Raw genomic sequence first — 25,601 nt, forward strand, 5'->3', positions numbered from 1 at the left:
GCGCATCCGATCCGTAAGGGGGATCCATGGCCGACCGCACCGCATCCGCACGCCTCGACCGTCGCCAGCGCTCGCGCAGCTCGGAGCCGCGACAGCACGCGCAGGTGGACGTCGACTGGCTCGGCCGCGACCTGCTCGGCGCGTGGCCCGAGCGCCGCCTCGCCGCCCGCGCGAAGGCCGCCGACCCGCGCTACCAGCGCCTCGACGACCTGACCGTGGCCGCGCACCGCGAGCGCGTGATGGACCAGATGCGCCAGCTCGTCGACGACGGCGCCGTGCTCGCCGCGTTCCCCACGCGCCTCGGCGGCCAGGACGACCACGGCGGCAACATCGCGGGCTTCGAGGAGCTCGTGCTCGCCGACCCCAGCCTGCAGATCAAGTCGGGCGTGCAGTTCGGCCTCTTCGGCGCCGCGGTGCTGCACCTCGGCACGCAGCGCCACCACGACGCCTTCCTGCCGGCGATCATGAGCCTCGAGATCCCCGGGGCGTTCGCGATGACCGAGACCGGTCACGGCTCCGACGTCGCGTCGATCGGCACCACCGCCACCTACGACCCGGAGACCGAGGAGTTCGAGATCCACACGCCGTTCCGCGGCGCCTGGAAGGACTACCTCGGCAACGCCGCGCTGCACGGCCGCGACGCCGTCGTGTTCGCCAAGCTCGTCACCCGCGGCGTCGACCACGGCGTGCACGCCTTCTACGTGCCGCTCCGCGACGAGACCGGCGCCTTCCTGCCCGGCATCGGCGGCGAGGACGACGGCTACAAGGGCGGCCTCAACGGCATCGACAACGGGCGCCTCCACTTCACGCACGTGCGCGTGCCCCGCACCAACCTGCTCAACCGCTACGGCGACGTCGCGGCGGACGGCACCTACTCGAGCCCCATCCAGAGCCCGGGCCGCCGCTTCTTCACGATGCTCGGCACCCTCGTGCAGGGTCGTGTCTCGCTCGACGGCGCGGCGGTCATCGCCCAGCAGGCGGCGCTCGCGATCGCGATCCGCTACGGCGCAGAGCGGCGGCAGTTCAACGCGTCGAGCGACGTGCAGGAGGAGGTGCTGCTCGACTACCGCCGGCACCAGCGCCGCCTCTTCACGCGCTTGGCGAAGGCCTACGCGCAGACCTACGCGCACGCGATCCTGCTGACGCAGTTCGACGGCGTCTTCTCCGGCCGCACCGACACGCCCGAGGAGCGCGAGGACCTCGAGACCCTCGCGGCGGGCCTCAAGTCGCTCTCCACCTGGCAGGCGCTCGACACCCTGCAGGAGGCGCGCGAGGCCTGCGGCGGCGCGGGCTTCCTGGGCGAGAACCGGCTCGTGCAGCTGCGCGCCGACCTCGACGTCTACGCGACCTTCGAGGGCGACAACACGGTGCTGCTGCAGCTCGTGGGCAAGCGCCTGCTCGGCGACTTCGCCAAGCAGTTCAAGGGCGCGTCGAAGGCCGACATCGCGCGCTTCGCCGCCGACCAGCTGTTCGACCGCGCGACCGCGCTCGTCGGCCTCCGGACGCTCGGGCAGGACGTGCGCGACCTGCGCCGCGTGCAGAACGCGTCCGTCGCCATCCGCGACCGCGACTTCCAGCGCGACATGCTCGAGGACCGCGTCGAGACGATGGTCGCCGAGATCGCCGGCCGCCTGCGCCACGCGCCGCGCGACCAGGCGAAGGCCGCTGCTGCCTTCAACGCCGAGCAGCACGAGCTCATCGAGGCCGGGCGCGCGTGGGTCGAGCTGCAGCAGTACGACGCGCTCGACGCGGCGGTCGAGCGGATGCCCGAGGCCACGAAGAAGGTCATGACGCACGTGCGCGACCTCTTCGCGCTCACGATCATCGAGGAGCACGCCGCCTGGCACCTGGAGAACGGCCGCCTGTCGGGCGCCCGCTCGAAGGCCGTCACCTCGACGATCGAGCGGCTGCTGCAGAAGCTGCGCCCGCACGCGCTCGACCTCGTCTCGGCGTTCGGGCTCACCGATGCGCACCTGCGCGCGAAGATCGCGACCGGCGCGGAGAGCGAGCGCCAGGCGGAGGCGATCGCGCACTACGAGGCGCTGCGCGCGTCGGGCGCGATGCCCGTGCCCGAGAAGCAGGCGCGCGAGGCGGCGGGGGAGGAGCGGCTCGCCGGGGCGGGCGCCGCGCCGCTGCCCCCGGAGGAGGTCGTCGCGATCGACCACGAGCTCGGCGACGAGCGGGACGCCGACGCGGTCGAGGCAGCGGATGCGGAGGCGGCGACCGAGGTCGCAGCCCGCTGACGCACGACGAAGGACCCGAGCGCCCACCCGGCGCTCGGGTCCTTCGCCGTCCCGGGACGGTGGGGTCGCGCATGGTGGGGTACAGCGCATCCATCTGCGAGTCATAGGTCGCATGCGGCTGGTGGCATTGCGTACGGCATACGCTGAAAGCATCCGGGGTTCGGAGCATGGATGCTCCCGACCCGTATGGACTGGGAAGTCGCTGCAGAGCCCGAGAGGGGCACAATGACCACCACGATGACCACTGGAGCCCTCCGCTCCACGATCCCCGCGAGCGAGCGCGCAGAGCGCGCCGAGCGCGCGGACTTCCGCGTCGTCGCGAAGGCCGTCCGCGATGCGGGCCTGCTCGAGCGACGCGTCGGCTTCTACGTCGGCGTGATGGTCGTCCTCGGCGTCGCCCTCGCCGGCCTGCTGGTCGGCTCGTTCCTGCTCGGCGACAGCTGGTTCCAGCTGCTCATCGCCGGCGCCCTGGGCATCCTCTTCACGCAGATCGCCTTCATCGCCCACGAGGCCTCGCACCGCCAGGTGCTGAAGAACGGCCCCGCCAACGACCGCCTGGGGCGCATCCTCGCCGCCGGCGTCGTCGGCATCAGCCACCAGTGGTGGATGACGAAGCACTCCCGCCATCACGCGAACCCGAACCAGATCGGCCGCGACCCGGACATCGACATCGACACGATCTCGTTCCTGCCGAGTGACGCGAAGAAGGCCCGCGGCATCCAGCGCTGGGTCACGCAGCGACAGGGCTGGCTGTTCTTCCCGCTGCTCACCTTCGAGGGCGCCAACCTCCACGTGCGCTCGATCATGACGCTGCTCGAGCGCCGCCCGGTCGTCGGCCGCTGGCTCGAGCTCGGCCTCATCGCCACCCGCTTCACGCTCTTCATCACGTTCCTGCTGCTCGTCATGCCGCCGCTCATGGCGCTGGCGTTCCTCGGCGTGCAGCTCGCCGTCTTCGGCATCGGCATGGGCGCCTCGTTCGCGCCGAACCACAAGGGCATGCCGACCGTCGGTCGCGACGTGAAGCTCGACTTCTTCACGAAGCAGGTGCGCACCTCCCGCAACATCCGCGGCTGGGGCATGAGCACGCTCATGGGCGGCCTGAACTACCAGGTCGAGCACCACCTCTTCCCGAACATGGCCCGCCCGCACCTCAAGGCGGCGAGCGAGATCGTGCGCGCGCACTGCGCCCAGCACGGCATCCCGTACACCGAGACGAACCTCGTCGGCGCGTACGGCTCCGTCATCCGGTACCTGAACCGCGTGGGCCTCGCCGCCCGCGACCCGTTCGACTGCCCGATGCTCGACGCACGCCGGTGACCGGAGGCCCCACCCGGCCGCGGCTCCCCGTCCGCCACGCGCTCGCCGCCCTGCACTGGCGGCTGAGCCCGTGGCGGCTCGTGCGCGAGCAGCCGCCCTATGACGGCCCGCGGCTGCTCATCGGCGCCCCGCACACCTCGAACCGCGACTTCGTGCTGATGCTCGCCATCTCGTGGGATGCGCGGCTGCCGGTGCGCTGGCTCGGCAAGCGGGAGCTCTTCCAGGGCCCGTTCGGCCGCGTCATGCACTGGCTCGGCGGCATCCCCGTCGACCGGGATGACCCGGCGGGCCTCGTCGACCGCATCGTGCAGCTCGTGCGCGACGACCCGCACGCGGCGATCGTCGTCACGCCTGACGGCACCCGCAGCTCGACGCTGTGGAAGAGCGGCTTCTACCGCATCGCGCTCGAGACGGGCATCGGCGTCACGCTCGGCTGGGTCGACAGCGCGACCGGCACGACGGGGCTCGGCCCGACCATGACGATGACCGGGGATGTGCCGGCCGACATGGACCGCATCCGCGCCTTCTACGCGGGCAAGGTGGGCATCAACCCCGAGCGGACGACCGAGCCGCGACTGGCCGACGAGGCCGGCCTCGCCGCGCGGCTCGCCGAGGAGCGCGGCCGGCGCTGACCGCAGCGGCGCCGGTGCGCCCCTGGTGCGCCGGCCCCGCCGGTGCGAGCATGAGGCCATGGACGAGAGCCCCGTGCACGAGATCAGCGAGGCGGAGTGCCGCAAGCTGCTCGCGGCCTTCGAGTTCGGGCGCATCGCGTTCCGGGTCGGCGACGTGCTCGAGGTGTTCCCGGTGAACTACCACGCCGACGGCAGCGCCATCACGTTCCGCACGTCGCCCGGCACGAAGCTCGCCGGGGTGCTGCTCGCCGACGACGTCGTGTTCGAGATCGACCACATCGGCGTGCGCGAGGCCTGGAGCGTCATCGGCCACGGGCAGGCGCGCCACCTCGAGTCGAGCGACGAGATCGCGGCGGCCGAGCGGCTGCCCATCCACCCGCTCATCCCGACGGTCACCCGCGAGTTCGTGCGCATCGATCTCGCCCGCCTCTCCGGCCGGCGCTTCCACCGCCAGGCGGCCCCGGCGCCCGAGAGCGAGCCGGCGGCCAGCGCCACCGACTGACGGCCCGGCCGCGGCCGCGGGAATGCCGTGCCGGGGCCCTCGCGTTGGATGATGGTGACGGGTCGCGGACGAGCGCGCCCGCAGCAGGGGAGCATCCGCATGACGCAGCCGGCCGAGTCCAGCACGAGCACGCTCGACGCCGATCGATCGATCGAGCGCGCGGGCGGCGCGACGCTGACACTCGGCATCCTGGGTGCCGGCAAGGTCGGCACGGCGCTCGCGCGGCGCGCGCTCGCGGCCGGGCACCGCACGCTCATCGCAGGCTCCGGCATCCCCGAGCGCATCCGCCTCATCACGCAGTACCTCGCGCCGGGCGCCGAGGCGATGACGGCGGCGGAGGTCGCCGCAGCCGCCGACGTCGTGATCCTCGCGCTGCCGCTCGGCCAGCACACCGCGCTGCCGGTCGAGGCGCTGGGTGGCAAGCTCGTCATCGACGCGATGAACTACTGGTGGGAGACCGACGGCATCCGCGACGAGTTCACCGACCCGTCTCGGCCGACGAGCGTCATCGTGCAGGAGTTCCTGCCGGGCTCGCGGGTCGTCAAGGCCTTCAACCACATGGGCTACCACGACCTCGCGGACTGGCCGCGGCCCGCGGGCAACCCGCAGCGCCGCGCGATCGCCGTCGCGGGCGATGCCGGCGCCGACGTCGACCTGGTCGCGCGGCTCGTCGACGAGTTCGGCTTCGACCCCGTGGTGCTCGACTCGCTCGAGGCGGGCCTGCGGCTGCAGCCGGGCTACCCGGCGTTCGGCGCGAACGAGGACGCCGCGACGCTCCGCGCGCTCATCGGCTGAGCGCTCAGGTCAGAAGACCTCGATGCCCTGGCGGTCGGCGGCGAGCAGGAGCTCGTCGTAGGTCGAGCGCGTGCCGAACGCCGGGCACGAGTGCGTCGAGTCGCTCCGGGCGATGAAGCTGCCGCTCCAGGGCGAGCCGAGCGGGTAGTCGATGCGCACCTGGTCGAGCCGATGCGTCACGCGCGCGCCGTCGAGCAGCGAGAGCCGGCCGTCCTCCTCGATGTAGACGAGCGCCTGGTCGGGTCCGCGCTCGGGCCACACGTGCGCCTCCGCCCCGGACACGGCCAGGCTGAGGTGCGGCAGCAGGTGCCCGCCGTCCTTGGCGCAGCGACGCCCATCCGGGTCCGTCTCGCTGCAGCGCGCGGGTGCCGCGATCGCCTCGCGGCGCCGCGTCGGCGGCCGATCCAGCACCATCGACCTCAGCACCTCGACTGCCCGCATGTGCGCCCCCTCGCGTCGCGAACGACGTTACAGAACGAGGCAGCGGGTCCAGGGCAGGATTCGCTCAAGGCGAGGTGAGCACGTGCTTCGGTCGCTCGCTCCGGGAACGACGAAGCCCCCGCGCGGCGGGGGCTTCCGGTGTGGCTCCGACGGGCGTCGATCCCGTGACCTCACGATTTTCAGTCGTGCGCTCTACCAACTGAGCTACAGAGCCAGGCGGAACATCGTCCGCCCTTGCACGAGGCCCTCTCTCTCGAGAGGGCCAAGGGCAATGGCGACCCTGACGGGACTTGAACCCGCGACCTCCGCCGTGACAGGGCGGCGCGCTAACCAAACTGCGCTACAGGGCCATGCTGGTAGACCCATCGTACAGAACGAATCTGCCCTGAGTGACCCCAACGGGATTCGAACCCGTGCTGCCGCCGTGAAAGGGCGGTGTCCTAGGCCTCTAAACGATGGGGCCGGGCGCCGGAGCGCTCGACTACCGAGGGTAGACGCTACAGCACGCCGGAGGCTCGGTGCAAACCGGGCGCGGATGCCGCGTGTCTGCACGGCCCGCGAGCCCCTTGGCGCGGGCGTTTCGGGTTCGGGCGGGTTCGTCGACACGCCATAGCGCATCGCGAGGAATCCAACCTTCAGCCGGAGCATGAATGTTGGTAGAGTTGCCCCCATTGTGAGCGCGCACCGCGGTGGCACGATGGACCTGAGCAGCGCCTGGCGCTGCCGAACGAGGAGTCACATGGCGAGGCCCGACCGGACCGGCGCTGGCGAGGCGACCGCCCACTGGCGCGGCCTGCGCCACGCGATCGCCACCTCCGCCGCGGTCGCGGGCATGGTGCTCGTCATGGTCGTGCCGGGCACGCCTGCCGCCGACGCCGTCGACGACTGGGGCTTCCCCACCTGGGCCGAGGTCGAGGCCGCGCGCGGCAACGAGTCCGCGAAGAACGAGCAGATCGCGCAGATCCAGGGCCTCATCGCCCAGCTGGAGTCCAACCTCCAGTCGGCGCAGGCCGAAGCCGAGCGACTCGCTGCCGAGGCCATCGAGGCGCAGACCCGCTACGACGAGGCAGTGGCGGTCGCCGGGCGCCTCCAGCAGCAGGCCGACGAGGCCTCGACCCGCGCGACCGACTCCGAGCGCGCCGCGGGCCAGCTGGCAGCGCAGCTCGCGCGCTCCGGCGGCACCGGCGACATGAGCGCCGAGCTCTTCGCGAACCCCGGCTCGGCCGACACCTGGCTCTACCGCCTCGACCTGATGGACCGCGTCGCCGGCACCGCCGACTCCCTCTACGAGCAGGCGCAGCGCGACGCCAACACCGCGCAGGCGCTCCAGGACCAGGCCGCCGTCGCGCGCGAGGCGCTCCTCGAGCTCAAGCAGGAGGCCGACGCGGCCTACACCGCCGCGCAGGACGCCGCCACCGCCGCGCAGGCCGCCGTGGAGCTCGAGCAGGCGAATCGCGTCCAGCTGGAGACTCAGCTCGCGGTGCTCGTCGAGAACCGCGTCGCGACCGAGGAGGACTACCAGGCCGGCCAGCGCTGGCAGGCCTACCTGGCCGAGCAGGAGCGCATCCGCCTCGCCGCCGAGGCCGCCGCCCGCGAGGCGGAGCGGCAGCGGTGGATCGCCGAGCAGCAGCGCCAGGCGGCAGCAGCTGCAGCGGCCGCAGCAGCCGCAGCCGAGGCGGCTGCGAACGCGGGCAACGGCGGCGGTGGCGGCAGCGGCGGCGGCGGCAGCGGTGGCGGCGGGTCCGTGCCGGTCGCGCCGCCCGCATCCAGCGGCTGGCAGACGCCGCACTACGGCCGCTTCAGCTCGGCCTACGGCTGGCGCAACGACCCGCTGGGCGTGCTCGGGCGCAAGCTGCACGCGGGCGTCGACATCGTCGCCGGTTGCGGCACGCCGATCTACGCGCCGGCGAACGGCACGGTCGCGCTGCGCGGCCGCGACATCTACGGCGCGAACATCCTCTACATCAGCCACGGCGGCGGCGTGCAGAGCGAGTTCGCGCACATGATCGCCCCGGCGGTCGTCTACCCCGGCCAGAGCGTCCGCGCGGGCCAGGTCGTCGGCTACGAGGGCTCGACGGGCCACTCGACCGGTTGCCACCTGCACTTCCAGATCCGCGTGAACGGCTCGCTCGTCAACCCCGAGCCGTTCCTCAACGCGCGGGGCGTCTACCTGCGCTGAGCCGCCTGCCCGAGCGGCGCAGACATGCGAAGAGGGGCGCACCTCGCGGTGCGCCCCTCTTCGCGTCTCGTCTCAGGCGGTGACGTCGCGGCCGCCCTCGGGCTTCTCGACGCTCTCGCCGGACTGGTCGCCGTGGGCGGCGTCGAAGGCGGCGTAGCCGGCCTGGACGGTCGCCTCCGCGGCCTCCACGCCCTCCCACTCGCCGAGCTTGGCCCACTTGTTCGGCTCGAGGTCCTTGTAGTGCAGGAAGAAGTGCTCGATCTCGTCGCGCGTCTGCTGCGGCACATCCGTGATGTCCTGGATGTGCGCCCAGCGCGGGTCCTTCTCGAGCACGCAGATGACCTTCGTGTCGATGCCGCCGTCGTCCTCCATGTTGAGCTGGCCGACGGGGCGCACGCGCACGAAGACGCCCGGGGGCACCGAGTACTCGAGCAGCACGAGCGCGTCGACCGGGTCGCCGTCGAGGCCGAGGGTGCCCTCGAAGAAGCCGTAGTCCGTCGGGTAGACGAAGGTCGTGAAGAGCACGCGGTCGAGGTACACGCGACCCGTCTCGTGGTCCACCTCGAACTTGTTGCGGCTCCCCTTGGGGATCTCGATGACGACGTCGTAGGCGGCCAAGAGCGGCTCCTTCTCGTGGTGGTGCGGAATCGGCATAAGGTTACTTCATGCCCGAAAGCGACCGTCGACCGCGGCTGACGCCTGCCGTCGCCGACGTCCGCCGGGCCGTGCGCGAGTCGATCGCCGACCTGCCGGAGGGCGCGCTCGTGCTCGTCGCCCTGTCTGGCGGACCCGATTCGCTCGCCCTCGCATCGGCCACCGCGTTCGAGGCCGCCCGGTCCGGAGTCCGGGCCGGCGCCGTGATCGTCGACCACGGCCTGCAGCCCGGCAGCGCCGACATCGCCGAGCGTGCTGCGGACCAGGCGCGCGAGCTCGGCCTCGACCCGGTGCGCGTGATGCCCGTGCAGGTCGCGACCGACGGCAGCCCCGAGGCGGCCGCCCGGCAGGCCCGATACGCCGCGCTGCTGCAGGCGCGCAAGGAGGAGGGCGCCGCCGCCGTGCTCCTCGGCCACACGCTCGACGACCAGGCCGAGACCGTGCTCATCGGGCTCGCGCGCGGGTCGGGCTCCGAGAGCCTGTGGGGCATGCACCCGCGCATCGGCTTCCTCCGCAGGCCGCTGCTGCAGGTGCGGCGCGCGACCACGCACCAGTCCTGCCGCGACCAGGGCCTCGAGGCGTGGAGCGATCCGCACAACGACGACGACCGCTTCCTGCGCGTGCGCGTGCGGCACCGGGTGCTGCCGATGCTCGACGAGGTGCTCGGCGGCGGGGTCGCGCTCGCGCTGACGCGCACCGCCGACACGCTCCGCGAGGACGCCGAGGCGCTCGCCCACTTCGCGCAGGAGCAGATCCTCGACCTCGTCGAGCACGCCGAGGGCGGTCTCTCGCTCGACGTGGGCGGGCTGGGCGCCAACCCGCCCGCGCTGCGCCAGCGGATCATCCGCCTCGCCGTGCAGAGCGAGTTCCACGTCGCGCTCTCGCGGCAGCAGACCCTCGAGGTCTCGCGCCTCGTGACCGACTGGCACGGCCAGGGGCCGATCCACCTGCCGGGCATCCGCGTGACGCGCGACGGGCGTCGGCTCGTCTTCGTCGCGGCCTGAGCGCTGCCTCGTGGCGCGGTGTGACCGTCGCGCGCTGCCGGACATGTCAGGTTCGACGGACGCGCCGCGTCCGCTGACCGGAGGAGCCACCTGATGCGTCCCCCTCGCGACCGCGCCGCACGGGCGCTGCGCGCTGCCGCGCTGCTGCTGCCGCTGCTCGTGCTCGCCGGGTGCGCGCCGAGCCCCGCGCCGGCCGACTCCGCGCCGCCCGCGCCGTCGGCGACCGGCGAGTCCCCGACGCCGACCCCAGTGCCGACCCCGGTGCCGACCCCCGTGCCGACCGCGACGCCGACACCGACCGCGGTGCCGGCGCCTCCCGCGACCGCGACGCCGGCGCCCCCGGTCGCGACGGCGAGCCCCGGGTGGCAGCGCTACGAGGCGCCGGACGGGCGGAGCAGCTGGCGCATGCCGCCGGGCTGGACCGTCGACATCACGACCGAGGTCGTCGAGGGCAACCCGGCGTGGACCGACCACCGCGGGCTGGTGCGCGACGGCGCGGGCACCCCGATGCTCCGGTTCGAGGCGGTCGCGAGCGGCGGCCAGTACGCCAGCGACTCCACGCCGTGCACGAGGCCCGCCACCGAGGTGCTCGACGCGGCACCGATGGGCGGTGCGGTGGCCTCCGCGGGCGCCGCGCGCGTCGCGGTCGCCTACGAGGGCTCGAGCGGCGTGATCTTCGCGGCCGGCATCTCGCAGAACGATCCGCATGCCGCGTGCGAGCCGGGGATCATCGCCCTCTACGACGTGGGGTACGACTACCTGGTCTTCGAGATCGTCGACGACGCCGGGCTCGCGGCGCCGGTGTTCGACAGCTTCGGCGCGGCGCGCGCGTATGCGGAGACCGACGAGTACCGCGCCATCCGCGATGTGCTCGCGTCGTTCGAGGTCGTTGCACGATCGTGATGCGCCGTCCAGTCGACGGCCACCTGCCGGCGGCCGTGGTGCGGTTCGATGCAGTGGAGTGCTTCGTGATCGAACCGTGACCTCGCGGGGGTGACCTCGCCCCCGGGGCGGACATGTCGGGTTGCACGACACCTGCATCTTCGTCACGAGAGGATCACGATGATCACCCCACGGCTGCGCGCGGTCACCGCCGCACTCGCCCTCACCGCGCTGCTGGCGGGCTGCGCCGCCCCCGCGGCGGAACCGACCGAGGCCCCCTCGGCCACGACCGGGACGCCCACGACCGAGGCACCCGGCGCCACCGCGGCGTCGTCGACCCCCACGCCCAGCGCCTCCTCGGCCGACGAGCGGGACGCGCACTCCGAGGCACCGGGCGTGACGGTCGCGCCGCCGGCGCCCGAGCCTCCTGCCTGGTCGGGGCCCTCGGCAGTCGACACCACGGACTGGCAGACGTTCACGATGCCCGGCGGCGAGGCGTCGTTCCGGCTCCCGCCCACCTGGGAGGTGCGCGGCGTGCACGCGTTCGCTCCGGGCACGGCGGAGCCGGCGGGCTACGCGCACGTCTACACCGATGACGGGGAGCACCTGCTGGGCCTCCACCTCGACGCGGAGCCGTGGACGCTGCGATGCGACGGCCCCGGGATCGACGCGCGCGTCCTGCACGAGGAGCCGGTGGAGCTCGCGATCGACACGCTTGGGCAGCTCTCGACCCAGGTGCGCTTCGACGCGCTCGGCGTGAGCGGATCGATGTCGATCTCGCTGACCGACGGCCGGCCGGACGCCGAGGGCTGCACCGACTCGTCGGTGGACGTGACGAGCGGTGCCAACGGCATCGCATCCGTCGCCTTCGGCACCGGCAGCCCGGGCCCCAGCCTGTCGTCACCGCCATCCTTCGCCGGCTTCTCCTCGGCCGGCCGGGCGCTGGAGCTGGTCGATCAGGACCGGCTCGCCGCCGCCTGGACGATCGTGCGCTCGCTCGAGGTGACCCCGTGAGCGCCGCGCGACGGTCCGCCGTCCTGTCGCTCCTCGTCGCGCCGCTGCTGCTCGTCGGCTGCGCCGGCGCAGCGCCGGCGGCGTCGACCGCACCGCCCGCTTCGTCCGCGCCGGCGTCCGCGTCCCCGACTGCTGCCGCCTCGCCGACCGCTGCGCCGGAGGCGACGTGGCACCGCTTCTCGACGGAGAGCGGCATGGCCTCGGTCAGCATCCCCCCAACCTGGACGGTCGAGGGCGGGGCCGTGGCGAGCGACGTGGGCGACGTGGAGTGGATCTGGGTCCGCAACTCGCTGCAGCACGAGATGGCGCTCCTCGCCATCGGCAACGGAGGCGACCGCGGCGGGGCATGCGACGACTGGGACGGCGACGGCACCGCGTTCGTGCCCGCGCGCATCCACCTGGTGGAGGAGGTCGACGTGACGGGCGAGAGCCTCGACGACGGACCTCCGGCGTTCCTCTACGCAGCGACCGTGCAGCCGGCCGAGGGGGACTTCTCGTTCCACGTCGGCTACAGCACCGAACGGCCAGAAGGAGATCGCATGCCGTGCCTCACCTACGACGACGTCGCCGTGCCGGAGGGCTACCCCTGGGTCACGCTCGGCACGCCCTCGGCGTCGATGGGCGGAGGGCTCTGGCAGGTCGACTCGTTCGACGCCGGGGCCGCGTACGCCGAGACCGAGGAGTACGCCGCGCTGGTCGACGTGCTCCGGTCGCTCCGGCTCGAGGCCGCACGATGAGCCGCCGCGGTGCGGCAGCAGCAGCGCTGACCACGATCGCGCTGCTGGTCGCGGGCTGCGCCCCGTCGGCCGGGGGTCCGGGGGAGACGCCCGCGGCGACGCGCACGGCCACGGCCACGGCGAGCGCCGAGCCGACGATGACGGCGAGCGCCGAGCCGACGCCCGTGCCGACTCCGACGGCGACGCCGACCGATCCGAGCGCCGACTGGCAGGAGATCGCGACGCCCAACGGCACGGCGACGTTCCGCATCCCGCCCGGATGGACGGCGGAGGTCGGCGGGGAGGAGGTCGCGTACGACGGCGAGCAGCACTGGGTCAACGCCATCGCCGTGCGCAACGAGACCGGGACCGTGACCGCCAGCTACGACGACGGCCCGTACGACGACGTGGGTGCGGCCGCCGACTTCGGCGTCGTGCGGTCGACGCCCGTCGAGACGCTCGACGCCGACGAGCTCGCGGCAGCGGGCGACACGAACCGCACGTACCTCGAGCACTTCGCGAGCGCGTGGTGGACGACGGGCGACGGCACCACCTTCACCGCGCACGCCGGGCTGGCCACGTCGCCGGCGGGCGAGAGCGCACCGGCATCGACCGTCATCGACGGGGAGCGCACCGTGTCGTTCGGCGTCCGCGGCGAGTTCGCCAGCGAGGCGGAGGCCGTCGCGTGGCTCGAGAGCGACGACGTCACGGCGCTGCTCGAGATCGTCGCGACGCTCGACCTGACCGGCATCCCTGCCCCGGCGCTCCCATGAGGACGCGCTTCAGCCATCACGAGAGGACTCCCATGCACGACGCCCGACTCCGAGGAGCGGCAGCCGTGCTCGCGCTCGGTGCGCTGCTCGCCGGCTGCGCCGCACCCGCGACCGAGCCGAGCGCCGCGCCCACCGCGACCGATGCCCCGGCCGCGACGCCGACCGCCACGGCTGCGCCGACCGCGAGCGCCGACCCGATGGCGGACTGGCAGCTCATCCAGCCGGAGTCCGGACGCGCACAGTTCCGCATCCCCGCCGACTGGAGCGCCGACGTGACCTTCGCGGAGCAGGATGGCGAGCCGATCGACGGCGTCACCGTGCGGCGACCCGACGGGCAGCCGCAGCTCACCTTCTCGCAGGCGCCGGGCGACGTCGGCGGGATCTGCACCGTCGAGGGCAGCGATGGCGTCTCGACGCCGATGCTGCCGGACAGCGAGCTGCTCGACACGGCTCCACTCGCCCTCGGCGACGGCTCGGCCGATGCCGAGGCGGTCGCGTTCGGGGCGGTCGCGGTCGAGCTCGAGGACGGGCGCTGGATCTTCGGCATGGGCATCACCGCCGAGGAGTGGCTGCAGGAGCCGCTCGGCTGCCCGTTCTACTTCATCACCACCGGTCCGGCACCGGAGGGCGAGCCCGGCGGCATCATGACCTTCGCCACGGAGTCGCAGCTGAGCGGCATGGGCGACGCCGCCATCTGGATCGTCGACTCGATCGAGGACGCGCGCGCCTACCTCGAGACCGAGGAGTACGCGACGCTCAAGCAGATCCTGCTGTCGTTCGAACCCCGGGTCTGACGCGCGAGCGCGGTGCGACCGGCCGGTAGGTTGGTCGCACCGCCGACGCCGACCGCCAGGAGCGCAGATGGACTTCACGCACGTCGAGGGCGACCTCGCCAAGACCCTCATCACCGAGGACGAGCTGCACGCCAAGCTCGAGGAGCTCGCCCGCCAGATCGAGGAGGACTACGAGGGCCTCGACCTGCTGCTCGTCGGCGTGCTGCGCGGCGCGGTCATGGTGATGGCCGACCTCTCGCGCACGCTCCGCCGCCACATCGAGATGGACTGGATGGCCGTCTCGTCGTACGGCTCCGGCACCGTCTCGTCGGGCGTCGTCCGCATCCTCAAGGACCTCGACACCGACCTCACCGGCCGGCACGTGCTGATCGTCGAGGACATCATCGACTCGGGCCTGACGCTCTCGTGGCTCAAGGCCAACCTCGAGTCGCGCGGCGCCGCGTCGGTCGAGATCTGCACGATGCTGCGGAAGCCCGACGCGCTCAAGGTGCAGGTCGAGGTGAAGTACTGCGGCTTCGACATCCCCAATGAGTTCGTCATCGGCTACGGCCTCGACTACGCCGAGAAGTACCGCAACCTCCGCGGCATCGGCGTGCTCGCGCCCCACGTCTACAACTGACGGCCGGGCAGGACCCGTCGGGCACGATCGTGATCGGATCGTGACCGCCCGGATGTGACGCGTGGGCGACGATCGGACATGTCGGTTCGAGGGGCCGCCGCGCCCGATGAGCCCGAGGAGTCACGATGACCAGCACCACCGCCGCCGTCCGAGCGTCCGTCGCCGTCCTGGCGGCGCTCGCGCTCGCGTCATGCGCCCAGCCCGGCGCCGAGCCGACGGTCGCGCCCGACGGCCCGCCGCCCAGCGCATCCGCCACCGCGGCCCCGACCGCCTCGGCGTCCCCGACGCCGAGCGCCGCCGCCGGGGCGGCGTCGCGGGTGTTCGAGGCGCAGGACGGCGCGGTGCGGTTCTCGCTGCCGGAGGGCTGGTCGGTCGACGACCGCAGCGCGATGCACGAGGCGTCCGAGATGTACGACAACGGCCCCAGCTGGCTCAACGAGCTCGTCGTGCTCGACGAGGACGGCGACCGCATGCTCTGGTACCGCGAGCGCCCTGGCAACGACTCCGTCGACTGCCGCGAGGTGTCGGCAGACGCCGAGCGGACCGAGATCACGCCGTTCTCCGAGGAGCTCGTCGCCGCGCGTGCAGCAGAGGGCGAACCGATCGGGCCGACCTTCGCGCTCGCCGAGCTCGGCGAGGCTGCGCAGTTCGACGCGGCAGGGGAGCCCGGCGAGTGGTCGATCGTGATGGGTGTCGTCACCACCCTGCCCGTCGCGCAGGACGGCTGCTCCGACCTCACCGACGTGCTCTGGAGCGGCAGCCGCGTGGTGCTGCTCGATGTGGTCGGCGACGCCGAGCGCGAGGACGGCATCCCCGACCCGACGATCGACTTCCCCGACGAGCAGTCCGCTCGCGCGTGGCTCGGGAGCGCCGAGCACGACGCCATCATCGGCGTGCTGCAGTCGCTCGAGCTCACCGACGCGCCGCTGCTGGACGCGGCGCCATGACGCTGCCTCGGCGTGATCGCCCCGCCGCTCGCACCGGCGCGCTCACAGCCGAGCGTCCCCCACGGTTTGGGATGATGGAGCCATGACGTCCCCCGCCCGGCTGCTCGCCCCGATCGCCCTCGCGATCGCTGCCTCGGTCCTCGTCGGCTGCTCCGGCACGCCGTCGCCCGACCCCCAGCCGACCATCCCTCCGGGCATCACCGCCCCGCCGCCCACCGTGCCGGCCACGCCGACGCCGACCGTCACGTCGGCCCTGCCCGCCGAGATCGCCGGCGTCGACACGAGCGGCTGGCAGCAGGTCCCGGTGCCGAGCGGCGCCGCCACGTTCCGCATCCCCGCCGACTGGTCGGTCGCGGAGGCCGCGGGCGGGCTCGACATCCTGCGCGCCGACGGCCAGCGGCAGCTCGGCTACGCCGAGGGCGTCTCGGCCGGCGACGGCAGCTGCGTCGACGGCTCCGGCACGCCCGTCGGCTGGCGCACCGCGGTGCTCGACCGCCAGGACGTCACCCTCACCGGCGCGGCCGGCATCGCCTTCGGCGCGGCCGCCCTGCAGCTGGGGGAGCAGTGGGTGGTGAGCGTCGGCCTCCGCCCCGCCGCCGACGCGCAGACGCCGCGCTGCCCGATCGTCAACGTCATCGAGACGCCCGCCGGCCTCATCAGCTTCGGCTCGGAGGTCAACGTCACCGGCGCCGGCGTCGGCGCCCCGTGGGCGGTCGACTCCGTCGCGGCTGCGGAGGAGTACCTCGGCAGCGAGGAGTACGCGACGATCCGCGCGATCGTCATGTCGCTCGAGCTGCTCGAGCCGTCCGCGCCCTGAGCGAACAGGCGGCGAGGTCGCTCACCGCCGGGGATAGCCTGGTGCCCTCCCGACCCAGAAGGACGTCATGAGCTTCAAGAAGTTCCTGCGTGGGCCGATCCCGTGGATCGTCCTCGCACTCCTCATCGTCGGAGTCGCGTTCAGCTTCTTCATGACGCCGCAGTTCCGTCCGGTGCAGACGGATGTCGGCATGCAGATGATCCAGGACGGCCGCGTGCAGCAGGCGCGCATCGTCGACGGCGAGCAGCGCGTGGACCTCATCCTCACCGAGCCCGACGCCGAGCTCGGCGCGCAGGTGCAGTTCTACTACGTCGCGCCCCGCGGACCCGCGGTCGTCGAGGCCATCGCGGCCGCCGACCCCGCCGAGGGCTACATCGACGAGGTGCCGCAGGGCAACTGGCTGCTGTCGCTGCTCGGCATCCTGCTGCCGGTGCTGCTGCTCGGCGCGCTCTTCTACTTCTTCATGACGCGCCTCTCCGGCGGCAACAAGGGCGTCATGCAGTTCGGCAAGTCGAAGGCGAAGCTGATCACGAAGGACATGCCGCAGGTCAAGTTCGCGGATGTCGCGGGCGCCGACGAGGCGGTCGAGGAGCTCGGCGAGATCAAGGAGTTCCTGCAGGACCCGACGAAGTTCCAGGCGGTCGGCGCGCGCATCCCGAAGGGCGTGCTGCTCTACGGCGCCCCGGGCACCGGCAAGACGCTGCTCGCCCGCGCGGTCGCAGGCGAGGCGGGCGTGCCCTTCTACTCGATCTCGGGCTCCGACTTCGTCGAGATGTTCGTCGGCGTCGGCGCGAGCCGCGTGCGCGACCTGTTCGAGCAGGCCAAGCAGAACGCGCCCGCGATCATCTTCGTCGACGAGATCGACGCCGTCGGCCGGCACCGCGGTGCGGGCCTGGGCGGCGGTCACGACGAGCGCGAGCAGACGCTCAACCAGCTGCTCGTCGAGATGGACGGCTTCGACGTGAAGACGAACGTCATCCTCATCGCCGCCACGAACCGCCCGGACATCCTCGACCCAGCGCTGCTGCGCCCTGGCCGCTTCGACCGGCAGATCGGCGTCGACGCCCCCGACATGAAGGGTCGCGAGACGATCCTGACGGTCCACGCGAAGGGCAAGCCCATCGCGCCCGGCGTCGACCTGAGCGTGCTCGCCCGCAAGACGCCGGGCTTCACCGGCGCCGACCTCGCCAACGTGCTGAACGAGGCCGCGCTGCTGACCGCCCGCAACAACGCGACGCAGATCACCGACGAGTCGCTCGACGAGGCCGTCGACCGCGTGATGGCGGGCCCGCAGCGCCGCACGCGCGTGATGAACGACAAGGAGCGGCTCATCACCGCCTACCACGAGGGCGGCCACGCGCTCGCGGCGGCGGCCATGCGGCACTCCGACCCCGTCACGAAGGTCACGATCCTGCCGCGCGGGCGCGCCCTCGGCTACACGATGGTGCTCCCCGTCAACGACCGCTACTCCGTCACCCGCAACGAGCTGCTCGACCAGCTCACGTACGCGATGGGCGGCCGTGTGGCCGAGGAGATCGTGTTCCACGACCCCACGACGGGCGCGAGCAACGACATCGAGAAGGCGACCGGCATCGCCCGCAAGATGGTCACCGAGTACGGCATGACGGCAGCGGTGGGCGCGGTCAAGCTCGGATCCGCGCAGGGCGAGCAGTTCTTCGGCCGCGACATGGGCGGCAGCCGCGACTACTCGCCGACGCTCTCGGAGGCGGTCGACCGCGAGGTGCGGGCGATCATCGAGCAGGCGCACGACGAGGCCTGGCAGGTGCTCAACCGCAACCGCGACGTGCTCGACCGCCTCGCGGGCGAGCTGCTCGAGCGCGAGACGCTCGACCACCTGCGGCTCGCAGAGATCTTCGCGGACGTCGAGAAGCTGCCCGAGCGCCCGCAGTGGCTCTCGCACCCCGATCGACCGGTGAGCGACCGCCCGCCGATCGAGCTGCCCGTCTCGCAGCACGTCGACGAGGCCGTCGAGCCCGACACCGAGACCGTCGCCGAGGTCTGATGGCGGTCGACGGGGAGCGCATCGCCGCGGCGGTCCGCGAGCTGCTCGCGGCGATCGGCGACGACCCTTCGCGGCCGGGGCTCGCAGAGACGCCGCGGCGGGTCGCCGAGGCCTACGCGGACTACTTCGCGGGCGTCGGCGTCGACGCCTCCGCGCACCTCGACTCCGCCGACCTCGCGGGGGAGTCGGGCGAGCTCGTGCTGCTGCGCGACATCGAGTTCCGCTCGATGTGCGAGCACCACCTGCTGCCGTTCACGGGCGTCGCCCACGTGGCGTACCTGCCGAGCGACCGCATCGTCGGCCTCGGCCGCATCCCGCGCGTCGTCGAGACGATCGCGTCGCGACCGCAGATCCAGGAGCGGCTCACCGACGAGATCGCCGATGCGCTCGTCGCGGGCCTCGAGCCGCGCGGCGTGCTCGTCGTCGTCGAGGCCGCGCACGGATGCGTGGCCGCGCGCGGCGCGCGGCAGGCCAAGTCGTCGACCGTGACGATCGCGAGCCGCGGCACCCTCGCCGAGCCGATCGAGCGCGCCGAGATCATGGCGCTCATCGGGGAGCGGCGGTAGCGGTGGCGACGCAGCGCACCGAGGTCTGGGGCATCCTCAACGTCACCCCCGACTCGTTCAGCGACGGCGGCCGCTACATCGACGCGGGTGCGGCGATCGCCCACGCGCGGCGCATGCGGGCGCAGGGTGCCGGCGTCATCGACATCGGCGGCGAGTCGACCCGTCCTGGCGCCTCGCCCATCGATCCCGACGAGGAGCAGCGCCGCATCCTGCCGGTCGTGACGGAGCTCGTGCGGGAGGGCATCCGCGTCTCGGTCGACACGATCCACGCGGCGACCGCGCGCGCCGCGATGGCCGCAGGCGCCGAGATCATCAACGACGTGACGGCCGGCGAGCACGACCCCGACATGCTGCGCACGGTCGCGGAGGGCGGCGCGCGCATCGTGCTCATGCACTCCCGCGGCATCGACGTGACGCAGGACACGCACTACGACGACGTCGTGCGCGAGGTCGTCGAGCACCTCGAGCGGCGGATCGACGCCGCGGTCGACGCGGGCATCGCGCGCGAGCGCATCATCCTCGACCCGGGCTTCGGCTTCTCGAAGGGGGCGGCCGACAACTGGCGACTGCTCGCCGGGCTGCACCACCTCGTCGAGCTGGGGCTGCCCCTGCTCGTCGGCACGAGCCGCAAGCGGTTCCTCGGCGACCTCGTGCCCGAGGGCGCGCCCGCCTCGGAGCGCGATGCGGCGACCGCCGCGACCTCGATGCTCGCCGCCCAGCGCGGCGCCGGCTCCGTGCGCGTCCACGACGTCGCGTCGACGGTCTCCGCCGTGCGGTCGCTCGATGCCGTGCGACGCGCCGACGGCCCCGACTGGGACGTCGTGCTCGACGACGTCGAGCGGCTGCACGGCACGATCGACCTCCGCGGCATCCGAGCGACCGGGCACCACGGCGTGCTGCCCGAGGAGCGCAGGGACGGGCAGGAGTTCGTCGTCGACGTGTCGCTCGGCCTCGACGTGCGCGAGGCCGTCGCGACCGACGACGTCGCGCGCACCGTGCACTACGGCGAGCTCGCCGAGCGGATCGTGGCGGCGATCGAGCGCGACCCGGTCGACCTCATCGAGACGCTCGCCGACCGCATCGCGCACGTCTGCCTCGAGGACCGCCGCGTCGGGCACGCGGTCGTGACCGTGCACAAGCCGAGCGCGCCCATCGCCGTGCCGTTCGGCGACGTCGCGGTGACCGTGCAGCGGACGCGGCTGCGGCGCGGCGGGGGCATCCGTTGAGGCTCTCGCTCGAGCGGCGGGCCGTGCTGTCGCTCGGGGCCAACCTCGGCGACCGCGTGGCCACCATCGACCGCGCCGTGCGCGCGCTCGACGCGATCGACGGCATCCGGGTGCTCGACCGCTCGAGCACGTGGGAGTCGCCGTCGTGGCACCCCGACGGCGAGGGGCTCTCACCCGACTACGCCAACATCGTCGTGATCGTCGGCACGGCGCTCGAGCCGCTCGAGCTGCTCGACGCGATCCGGGCGGTCGAGGATGCGCTCGGCCGCGTGCGCGAGGAGCGCTACGGCAGCCGCACGATCGACATCGACATCGTCGCGATCGGCGCGCTCGAGCTCGACACCGACGAGCTGACGCTGCCGCACCCGCGCGCGCACGAGCGGCAGTTCGTGCTGCAGCCGTGGCTCGAGGTCGAGCCGGCCGCGGCGCTGCCCGCCCACGGCCCGATCGCCGAGCTCGCCGAGTACGCCGACGGCGACGTCTGGCGGCTCGCGTGAGGCGCACCTCCGCGACCGCGCTCATCCTCGCCGCGGTCGTCGCGGCTGCCCTCGCGTGGATGGTCGAGGCGATGCTCGTCATGAGCGGCCGGCCGGCGGTCGTGCCGACCGTGACGCTCGGCATCGCGCTCGCCCTGCTCGGGGGCGTGCTGCTGCTGCTCGCCTGGCCGGTGCGCCAGGCCGCGCGCGGCAGGCGGCGCGTCGACTACCGGCACGCGACGAGCGTGCTGGGCTTCGCGAAGGCCAACGCCGTCGTGGGCGCGCTGCTCACCGGCGCCGCGCTCGGTGCGCTCGCCTTCTTCGCGACCCGCGCGGTGGTCGCGGGCGACGCGGTGCTCGCGGTGACCGTGATCGCCGTCGGTGCTGCGATCGAGCTCGGCGCCGGCCTGCTCGCCGAGCACTGGTGCGTGCTGCCGCCCGACGACGAGGATGACGCCGCCGTCACGGGCTCCGCGCCGGAGCCGGCGTAGGGGAAGCGGCTAACGCTCCGCGGCGGGCTCGAACGTCGACATCGAGTCCTGGTCGAAGGCCTCGCGGATCTCCTCGACGCCCTCCCAGTTGACGTAGACGACCGACTGGTCGCCCTCCATGCCGGTGCCGAGCGTCGGCATCGTGAAGCTCTGGATGCGCGTCGAGTCGAGCTGCGCGAGCTGCGGCCCGAGGCCGAGCGCGACGGGCAGCGAGAAGGTGTCGGACGTCGCGAGGTGCGGCGTGACGGTGGCGAGCAGGTTCGCCATCCGCTCAGGGTTCGTGAGGTTCTCGCGCGTCATCATCTGCTCGATCGCGCCGCGCAGCAGCGCGCGCTGGTTGTGCGAGCGCTGGTAGTCGCCGTCGGAGAAGGGGTACCGGGCGCGCACGTAGGCGAGCGCCTCGTCGCCGGAGACGGTGATCTCGCCCGCGGGGAAGTCGTAGCCGCGGTCGCTGAAGGCGATGTCGTTCTGCAGCGTCACGCCGCCGAGCGCCTCCGTCAGGCCCTTGAAGCCCTCGAAGTCGATGACCGCGACGTGGTCGATGCGCTGGTCGATGATGCCCTCGACGGTCTGCACCATGAGCGGCACACCGCCGAGCGAGAGCGCGGCGTTGACCTTCTGGGTGCCGTGGCCCGGGATCTCGACCCACGAGTCGCGCATGATCGACATGATCTGCACCGTCTCGCGGTCCGGCGGGATGTGGGCGACCATGATCGTGTCGGCGCGGTCGCCGAGGCTCGTCAGCAGTGAGCCGTCCGAGGCGCGCGCATCGCTGCCGAGCAGCAGGACGTTGATGGGGGAGCCGGACTCGGTCGCCTGCTGGGTCGGGCGCAGCGACTCCTCGGGGAACGCGGTCTCGATCGTCTCGACCTGCTGCACCGAGGGGTTGATGCGCAGGAAGTACCACCCGATGGCCGCGAGCAGCGCCAGAACGATGACGCCGACGATCGACACGGCGATCCATCGGCCTGCATGCCGTCGTCGCGGCTGGGTCTCCGAAGTCACGAGGGCAGTATCGCAGACGGCCCGTTCAGCGCCCTCGGGCTAGCCTGGAGGCCGGCCGCCGAGGGCCGCCGGCGATCGCCGGAGAGCAGTGGAGGAACCCCGTGGCAGAACGCCTCGACGTCACCGGCGCCTGGCAGCGCATCAGCATGCGCTACGCGGTGGTCGAGTCGATCGGCTCCGTGATCGGCTGGGTCATCGTCGGCGTCGGCGTCACCGTCCCGCTCTGGCTCCTGCACGACGGCGACATGCCGCTGTGGGCGTGGCTGCCGCTCATCGGCGCGGCGATCCTCGCGATCGTCGGCGTCGTCTGGTCGTTCCTCCGCACCCGCACGATCGGCTACCTGCAGCGCGACGACGACCTGCTCGTGCGCCGGGGCATGCTGTTCCGCCGCTTCGTCGCCGTCCCCTACGGCCGCATGCAGATCGTCGACATCACGCAGGGCCCGATCGAGCGGATGTTCGGCCTCAAGTCGCTCAAGTTCGTCACGGCGGCCGCGTCGAGCGCCATCACGATCCCGGGCATGCCGGGCTCGACGGCGGAGGAGCTGCGCGACCACCTCGTGGCCGTCTCCGAGTCCCGACGGGCCGGTCTGTGACCGACGCGCCCCGCCCACCGCAGGCACCGGGGGAGCGGTGGCCGGCGCAGCAGCAGCCGACGCAGCAGTGGCCGCAGCAGCAGCCTTGGCCGCAGTCCCAGGGCGCTCCCCAGCAGCAGGGGGCTCCGCAGCAGCAGCAGCCCGCCGCGGGCGACGCGCGCGCGAAGGCGATTGAGCTCGTCGACGGCGAGTGGCACCGGCTGCACCCGGCGACGCCGCTGCTGCGCGGCGGCCTCGCCCTCATCATCGTCCTCGGCATCATCGTCTCGACGTTCCGCGATCGCCTCATCGGCATCGTCGTGCCCGAGGAGTGGAACGAGTTCGAGCAGGACCCGTTCGGCGACTTCATCATCGACCAGCTGCTGTGGGTCGCGCTCGGCACCGTCGGGCTCGCGCTGCTCGGCATCCTCGTCTTCTGGCTGAGCTGGCGCGTGCACCGCTTCCGCATCACCGGCGACGCGGTCGAGGTCCAGCAGGGCATCCTCGTCAAGCGGCACCGCCGAGCGCCGCTCGCGCGCATCCAGGCGATCAACATCCAGAAGCCCTGGTTCGCGCGGCTGCTCGGCGCGTGCAAGTTCGAGGTGCAGCAGGCGGGCAACGACGCCAACGTCGACCTCAACTACCTGAGCTCCTCGGTCGCGGATGCGCTGCGCTACGAGGTCATGGACCGCGCCTCCGGGCGGTCCGCCGCCGACGCCCAGCGCATGGCGACCGAGCGCGCCGGCACCGCGGGCGGCGTCGTCAACGAGTTCCTGCGGCCCGACGCCGAGATCGCGCACCTCGCGCCCCACTCGCTCGTGCGCATCCCGCTGGGCCGCATCGTCGCCTCGTCGCTGCTCGACGGCTGGATCGTGTGGGCGGTCGCCTACGCGATCGGCACGCTCGTCCTCATCATCGGCTTCCAGCAGTTCTGGGCCGTGTTCGCGCTGCTGCCCGGCGCGATCGCCTTCTTCGCCGCCGGCATGCGCTCGCTCGGCTCGAAGCTGCGCTACTCGATCGCGGCGACGCCCGACGGCATCCGGCTCGCCTACGGCCTCGCGTCGACGACGACCGAGATCCTGCCGCCCGGGCGCATCTTCGCGCTGCAGGTGAAGCAGCCGCTGCTGTGGCGGCCGTTCGGGTGGTGGCAGGTGACGTTCACGCGCGCCGGCAAGTCGAAGCCCGACGGCTCGGGCCAGGGCGGGCAGAGCAGCCAGATGGCGAGCTACCTGCTGCCGGTCGGCGACCTGCGCGACGTGCGCACGGTCGTCGGGCTCGTGCTGCCAGAGCTCGCGCACTCGCCGCTCGTCGACGCGGGGCTCTTCGGGCAGGCGCCCGACGCGTTCGTCGTGAGCCCGCCGCGGGCTCGGGCGTTCCGCTGGTTCTCGGTGCGCCGCAACGGCTTCCACGTGCACGACGCGGCGTTCCTGCTGCGGACCGGTCGCATCTGGCGCTCGCTGCAGCTCGTGCCGCAGGCCCGCGTGCAGTCGGTCGCGCTGCAGCAGGGGCCGATCTACGGCCTCGCGCGGCTGGGCCGCGTGCAGTTCCACGTGCCCGACACCGTGCTCTCGCCCGGCATCGGCGCGATCGACCAGGGCGACGCGCGCATCCTCTTCGACCACGCGATGCGCACCGTGAAGGTCGCGATCGACCGGGATGCGTCGGAGTCGTGGGCCGCGTCGCTCTCGCGCAACGCCGTGCTCGAGACGGCGCCCGCGGTGCAGGACGGCCTGATGTCGCCGCCGAGCCCGCCGGTCGCGGCGCCGTGGCAGCAGGTGCAGCAGCAGCCGTGGCAGTCGCCGTCGCAGCAGTGGCAGCAGCAGCCCCCGCAGCAGCAGCCCGCATGGCAGCACCCGCAGCACGCGCAGCAGAGCCCGCCGCGCGCGCCGCAGCAGTGGGCGCCCGCGGGGCCGCCCGCCGGGCCCGGCCAGCAGTGGACGCAGCAGCGCCCGCCGGGCCAGCACGCGGCGCCGCCGCAGCCGTGGCCCGCGCAGCCGCAGTCGTCGCAGCAGCCGCAGCCGCCGCAACCGCAGCAGCAGCCGTGGCCGCCGCAGCAGCAGCCGCAGTCGCAGGCGGCGCCGCCGACCTCGGTGCCGCAGCCCCCGACCCAGCCGCCCCAGTCCCCGCAGCAGCACCCGGACCCGCGCTGGCAGCGGCCGCGGGACGAGTCGTGAAGCCCGGCAGGCTCGGCGTCGGCATCATCGGCGCCGGCCGCGTCGGCCCCGTGCTCGGCGCGGCCCTCGCGGGCGCGGGCCACGCGATCGTCGGCATCGACGCCACCGGCGAGGACGCGATCGAGCGCGCCGAGGCCGTGCTGCCGGGCGTCGAGCTGCTCGACGCGCCGACGATCGTCGAGCGGGCCGAGCTCGTGCTGCTCGCCGTGCCGACCGCCGAGCTGCCGGGCCTCGTCGCGGGGCTCGCGGCGACCGGCGCGTGGCAGCCTGGCCAGCTCGTGGTCCACACGGCGGCCGAGCACGGGGTCGCGGTGCTGCAGCCCGCGGTCGCCCGCGGCGCCATCCCGATCGCGCTGCACCCGGCGATGACCTTCACCGGCACGTCGCTCGACCTCTCTCGCCTGCTCGACGCCACCGTCGCCGTGACCGCGCCCGGCCCCGTGCTGCCGATCGGGCAGGCGCTCGCGGTCGAGATGGGCGCCGAGCCGATCGTCGTCGACGAGGCCGACCGGCCCGCCTACGCCGAGGCCGTCGGCGTCGCGGCCGGCTTCGCCGACGGCCTGGTCGCGCAGGCGATGCGGCAGCTGCACGAGATCGGCGTCGAGCGGCCCGCGCGGGTGCTCGGCGGCGTCGTCCGCTCGGCCGTCGAGTCGGCGCTCGCCCGCTACCCCGACCCGCCCCTCCAGCCCTGATCTCGACGTCGCCGGTGGTCGCTGACGGCCGCATGGCCGATGCG

The 25,601-nt window shown here is 73.2% G+C and carries 26 protein-coding genes and 3 tRNA genes; 23 read left to right on the forward strand and 6 right to left on the reverse strand.

Annotated elements, in window-relative coordinates:
• The first annotated feature begins 26 nt into the window (after nucleotides 1-26).
• The 5 genes from ACVWW9_RS06855 (at nucleotide 27) to ACVWW9_RS06875 (ending at nucleotide 5,489) form a co-directional block, all read left to right on the forward strand.
• On the forward strand, nucleotides 27-2,243 hold the full coding sequence (locus ACVWW9_RS06855) for an acyl-CoA dehydrogenase family protein (RefSeq protein WP_456514915.1): 2,217 nt from the start codon (nucleotides 27-29) through the stop codon (nucleotides 2,241-2,243).
• 225 nt (nucleotides 2,244-2,468) lie between these two features.
• The gene (locus tag ACVWW9_RS06860; RefSeq protein ID WP_456514916.1) at nucleotides 2,469-3,560 is read left to right on the forward strand and encodes a fatty acid desaturase family protein; all 1,092 of its coding nucleotides are present in this window, start codon (nucleotides 2,469-2,471) and stop codon (nucleotides 3,558-3,560) included.
• A complete protein-coding gene (locus ACVWW9_RS06865) occupies nucleotides 3,557-4,192 on the forward strand; it encodes a 1-acyl-sn-glycerol-3-phosphate acyltransferase (protein WP_354256719.1) in 636 nt (211 codons plus the stop codon). The genes ACVWW9_RS06860 and ACVWW9_RS06865 overlap by 4 nt, the downstream gene beginning before the upstream one ends.
• 58 nt (nucleotides 4,193-4,250) lie before the next feature.
• A complete protein-coding gene (locus ACVWW9_RS06870; protein ID WP_456514917.1) occupies nucleotides 4,251-4,694 on the forward strand; it encodes a pyridoxamine 5'-phosphate oxidase family protein in 444 nt (147 codons plus the stop codon).
• 99 nt (nucleotides 4,695-4,793) lie between these two features.
• Entirely contained in the window at nucleotides 4,794-5,489 is a 696-nt protein-coding gene (locus tag ACVWW9_RS06875; RefSeq protein ID WP_456514918.1) for an NADPH-dependent F420 reductase, read from the forward strand.
• Nucleotides 5,490-5,498: 9 nt separating this feature from the next.
• Here ACVWW9_RS06875 and ACVWW9_RS06880 read toward each other — a convergent pair whose 3' ends face one another.
• The 4 genes from ACVWW9_RS06880 to ACVWW9_RS06895 all read right to left on the reverse strand — a co-directional run bounded on the left by ACVWW9_RS06880 (nucleotide 5,499) and on the right by ACVWW9_RS06895 (nucleotide 6,393).
• Nucleotides 5,499-5,930 (reverse strand): hypothetical protein, encoded by a 432-nt coding sequence (locus ACVWW9_RS06880; protein WP_456514919.1) that lies wholly within the window; start codon nucleotides 5,928-5,930, stop codon nucleotides 5,499-5,501.
• Nucleotides 5,931-6,071: 141 nt separating this feature from the next.
• Nucleotides 6,072-6,144 (reverse strand) — tRNA-Phe (locus tag ACVWW9_RS06885).
• A 58-nt stretch (nucleotides 6,145-6,202) separates the two neighbouring features.
• A tRNA-Asp gene (locus ACVWW9_RS06890) sits at nucleotides 6,203-6,280 on the reverse strand.
• A gap of 40 nt (nucleotides 6,281-6,320) precedes the next feature.
• Nucleotides 6,321-6,393: transfer RNA gene (locus ACVWW9_RS06895), tRNA-Glu, on the reverse strand.
• A gap of 276 nt (nucleotides 6,394-6,669) precedes the next feature.
• On the opposite strand from ACVWW9_RS06895, the gene ACVWW9_RS06900 reads away from it, so the two are divergent.
• Nucleotides 6,670-8,109, forward strand: coding sequence for a M23 family metallopeptidase (locus ACVWW9_RS06900; protein ID WP_456514920.1), 1,440 nt, complete (start codon nucleotides 6,670-6,672; stop codon nucleotides 8,107-8,109).
• A gap of 72 nt (nucleotides 8,110-8,181) precedes the next feature.
• Here ACVWW9_RS06900 and ACVWW9_RS06905 read toward each other — a convergent pair whose 3' ends face one another.
• The gene (locus ACVWW9_RS06905) at nucleotides 8,182-8,727 is read right to left on the reverse strand and encodes an inorganic diphosphatase (protein ID WP_123696972.1); all 546 of its coding nucleotides are present in this window, start codon (nucleotides 8,725-8,727) and stop codon (nucleotides 8,182-8,184) included.
• A gap of 47 nt (nucleotides 8,728-8,774) precedes the next feature.
• On the opposite strand from ACVWW9_RS06905, the gene tilS reads away from it, so the two are divergent.
• The 14 genes from tilS to ACVWW9_RS06975 all read left to right on the forward strand — a co-directional run bounded on the left by tilS (nucleotide 8,775) and on the right by ACVWW9_RS06975 (nucleotide 21,111).
• Nucleotides 8,775-9,767 carry a tRNA lysidine(34) synthetase TilS gene (tilS, locus tag ACVWW9_RS06910; RefSeq protein ID WP_456514921.1) on the forward strand — a complete coding sequence of 331 codons (993 nt, stop codon included), beginning with the start codon at nucleotides 8,775-8,777 and terminating at the stop codon, nucleotides 9,765-9,767.
• Nucleotides 9,768-9,860: 93 nt separating this feature from the next.
• Nucleotides 9,861-10,670 carry a hypothetical protein gene (locus tag ACVWW9_RS06915; protein ID WP_456514922.1) on the forward strand — a complete coding sequence of 270 codons (810 nt, stop codon included), beginning with the start codon at nucleotides 9,861-9,863 and terminating at the stop codon, nucleotides 10,668-10,670.
• Between the two features lie 159 nt (nucleotides 10,671-10,829).
• Complete coding sequence (locus ACVWW9_RS06920; RefSeq protein ID WP_456514923.1) at nucleotides 10,830-11,663, forward strand: hypothetical protein; 834 nt, start codon at nucleotides 10,830-10,832, stop codon at nucleotides 11,661-11,663.
• Entirely contained in the window at nucleotides 11,660-12,400 is a 741-nt protein-coding gene (locus ACVWW9_RS06925) for a hypothetical protein (protein WP_456514924.1), read from the forward strand. Before ACVWW9_RS06920 ends, ACVWW9_RS06925 begins: the two co-directional genes overlap by 4 nt.
• A complete protein-coding gene (locus tag ACVWW9_RS06930; RefSeq protein WP_456514925.1) occupies nucleotides 12,397-13,152 on the forward strand; it encodes a hypothetical protein in 756 nt (251 codons plus the stop codon). The genes ACVWW9_RS06925 and ACVWW9_RS06930 overlap by 4 nt, the downstream gene beginning before the upstream one ends.
• Nucleotides 13,153-13,184: 32 nt before the next feature.
• A complete protein-coding gene (locus ACVWW9_RS06935) occupies nucleotides 13,185-13,946 on the forward strand; it encodes a hypothetical protein (protein WP_456514926.1) in 762 nt (253 codons plus the stop codon).
• Between the two features lie 67 nt (nucleotides 13,947-14,013).
• On the forward strand, nucleotides 14,014-14,565 hold the full coding sequence (gene hpt, locus ACVWW9_RS06940) for a hypoxanthine phosphoribosyltransferase (RefSeq protein WP_354256681.1): 552 nt from the start codon (nucleotides 14,014-14,016) through the stop codon (nucleotides 14,563-14,565).
• 125 nt (nucleotides 14,566-14,690) lie between these two features.
• A complete protein-coding gene (locus ACVWW9_RS06945) occupies nucleotides 14,691-15,512 on the forward strand; it encodes a hypothetical protein (RefSeq protein WP_456514927.1) in 822 nt (273 codons plus the stop codon).
• A gap of 82 nt (nucleotides 15,513-15,594) precedes the next feature.
• Nucleotides 15,595-16,329, forward strand: coding sequence for a hypothetical protein (locus tag ACVWW9_RS06950; RefSeq protein ID WP_456514928.1), 735 nt, complete (start codon nucleotides 15,595-15,597; stop codon nucleotides 16,327-16,329).
• Between the two features lie 67 nt (nucleotides 16,330-16,396).
• Nucleotides 16,397-18,352: an ATP-dependent zinc metalloprotease FtsH gene (ftsH, locus tag ACVWW9_RS06955; RefSeq protein ID WP_123696980.1), complete on the forward strand. Its 1,956-nt coding sequence runs from the start codon at nucleotides 16,397-16,399 to the stop codon at nucleotides 18,350-18,352.
• Entirely contained in the window at nucleotides 18,352-18,918 is a 567-nt protein-coding gene (gene folE / locus ACVWW9_RS06960) for a GTP cyclohydrolase I FolE (RefSeq protein ID WP_456514929.1), read from the forward strand. The genes ftsH and folE overlap by 1 nt, the downstream gene beginning before the upstream one ends.
• A gap of 2 nt (nucleotides 18,919-18,920) precedes the next feature.
• Nucleotides 18,921-20,144: a dihydropteroate synthase gene (folP, locus tag ACVWW9_RS06965; RefSeq protein ID WP_456514930.1), complete on the forward strand. Its 1,224-nt coding sequence runs from the start codon at nucleotides 18,921-18,923 to the stop codon at nucleotides 20,142-20,144.
• Nucleotides 20,141-20,641: a 2-amino-4-hydroxy-6-hydroxymethyldihydropteridine diphosphokinase gene (gene folK, locus ACVWW9_RS06970; protein WP_456514931.1), complete on the forward strand. Its 501-nt coding sequence runs from the start codon at nucleotides 20,141-20,143 to the stop codon at nucleotides 20,639-20,641. Before folP ends, folK begins: the two co-directional genes overlap by 4 nt.
• Nucleotides 20,638-21,111 (forward strand): DUF3180 family protein, encoded by a 474-nt coding sequence (locus tag ACVWW9_RS06975; protein WP_456514932.1) that lies wholly within the window; start codon nucleotides 20,638-20,640, stop codon nucleotides 21,109-21,111. Before folK ends, ACVWW9_RS06975 begins: the two co-directional genes overlap by 4 nt.
• Nucleotides 21,112-21,120: 9 nt before the next feature.
• Here ACVWW9_RS06975 and ACVWW9_RS06980 read toward each other — a convergent pair whose 3' ends face one another.
• Entirely contained in the window at nucleotides 21,121-22,065 is a 945-nt protein-coding gene (locus ACVWW9_RS06980; protein WP_354256661.1) for an LCP family protein, read from the reverse strand.
• 152 nt (nucleotides 22,066-22,217) lie between these two features.
• Here ACVWW9_RS06980 and ACVWW9_RS06985 point away from each other — a divergent pair, with 152 nt between their 5' ends.
• From ACVWW9_RS06985 to ACVWW9_RS06995, 3 genes are read left to right on the forward strand one after another with little or no spacing between them, the layout of a single operon-like run.
• A complete protein-coding gene (locus ACVWW9_RS06985; RefSeq protein WP_456514933.1) occupies nucleotides 22,218-22,712 on the forward strand; it encodes a PH domain-containing protein in 495 nt (164 codons plus the stop codon).
• Nucleotides 22,709-24,865, forward strand: a complete 2,157-nt coding sequence (locus ACVWW9_RS06990; RefSeq protein ID WP_456514934.1) for a PH domain-containing protein — start codon at nucleotides 22,709-22,711, stop codon at nucleotides 24,863-24,865. The genes ACVWW9_RS06985 and ACVWW9_RS06990 overlap by 4 nt, the downstream gene beginning before the upstream one ends.
• Nucleotides 24,862-25,557 carry a DUF2520 domain-containing protein gene (locus ACVWW9_RS06995; protein WP_245989791.1) on the forward strand — a complete coding sequence of 232 codons (696 nt, stop codon included), beginning with the start codon at nucleotides 24,862-24,864 and terminating at the stop codon, nucleotides 25,555-25,557. The genes ACVWW9_RS06990 and ACVWW9_RS06995 overlap by 4 nt, the downstream gene beginning before the upstream one ends.
• Nucleotides 25,558-25,601: the final 44 nt, after the last annotated feature.

The sequence above is a fragment of the Agrococcus sp. UYP33 genome (assembly GCF_054060915.1).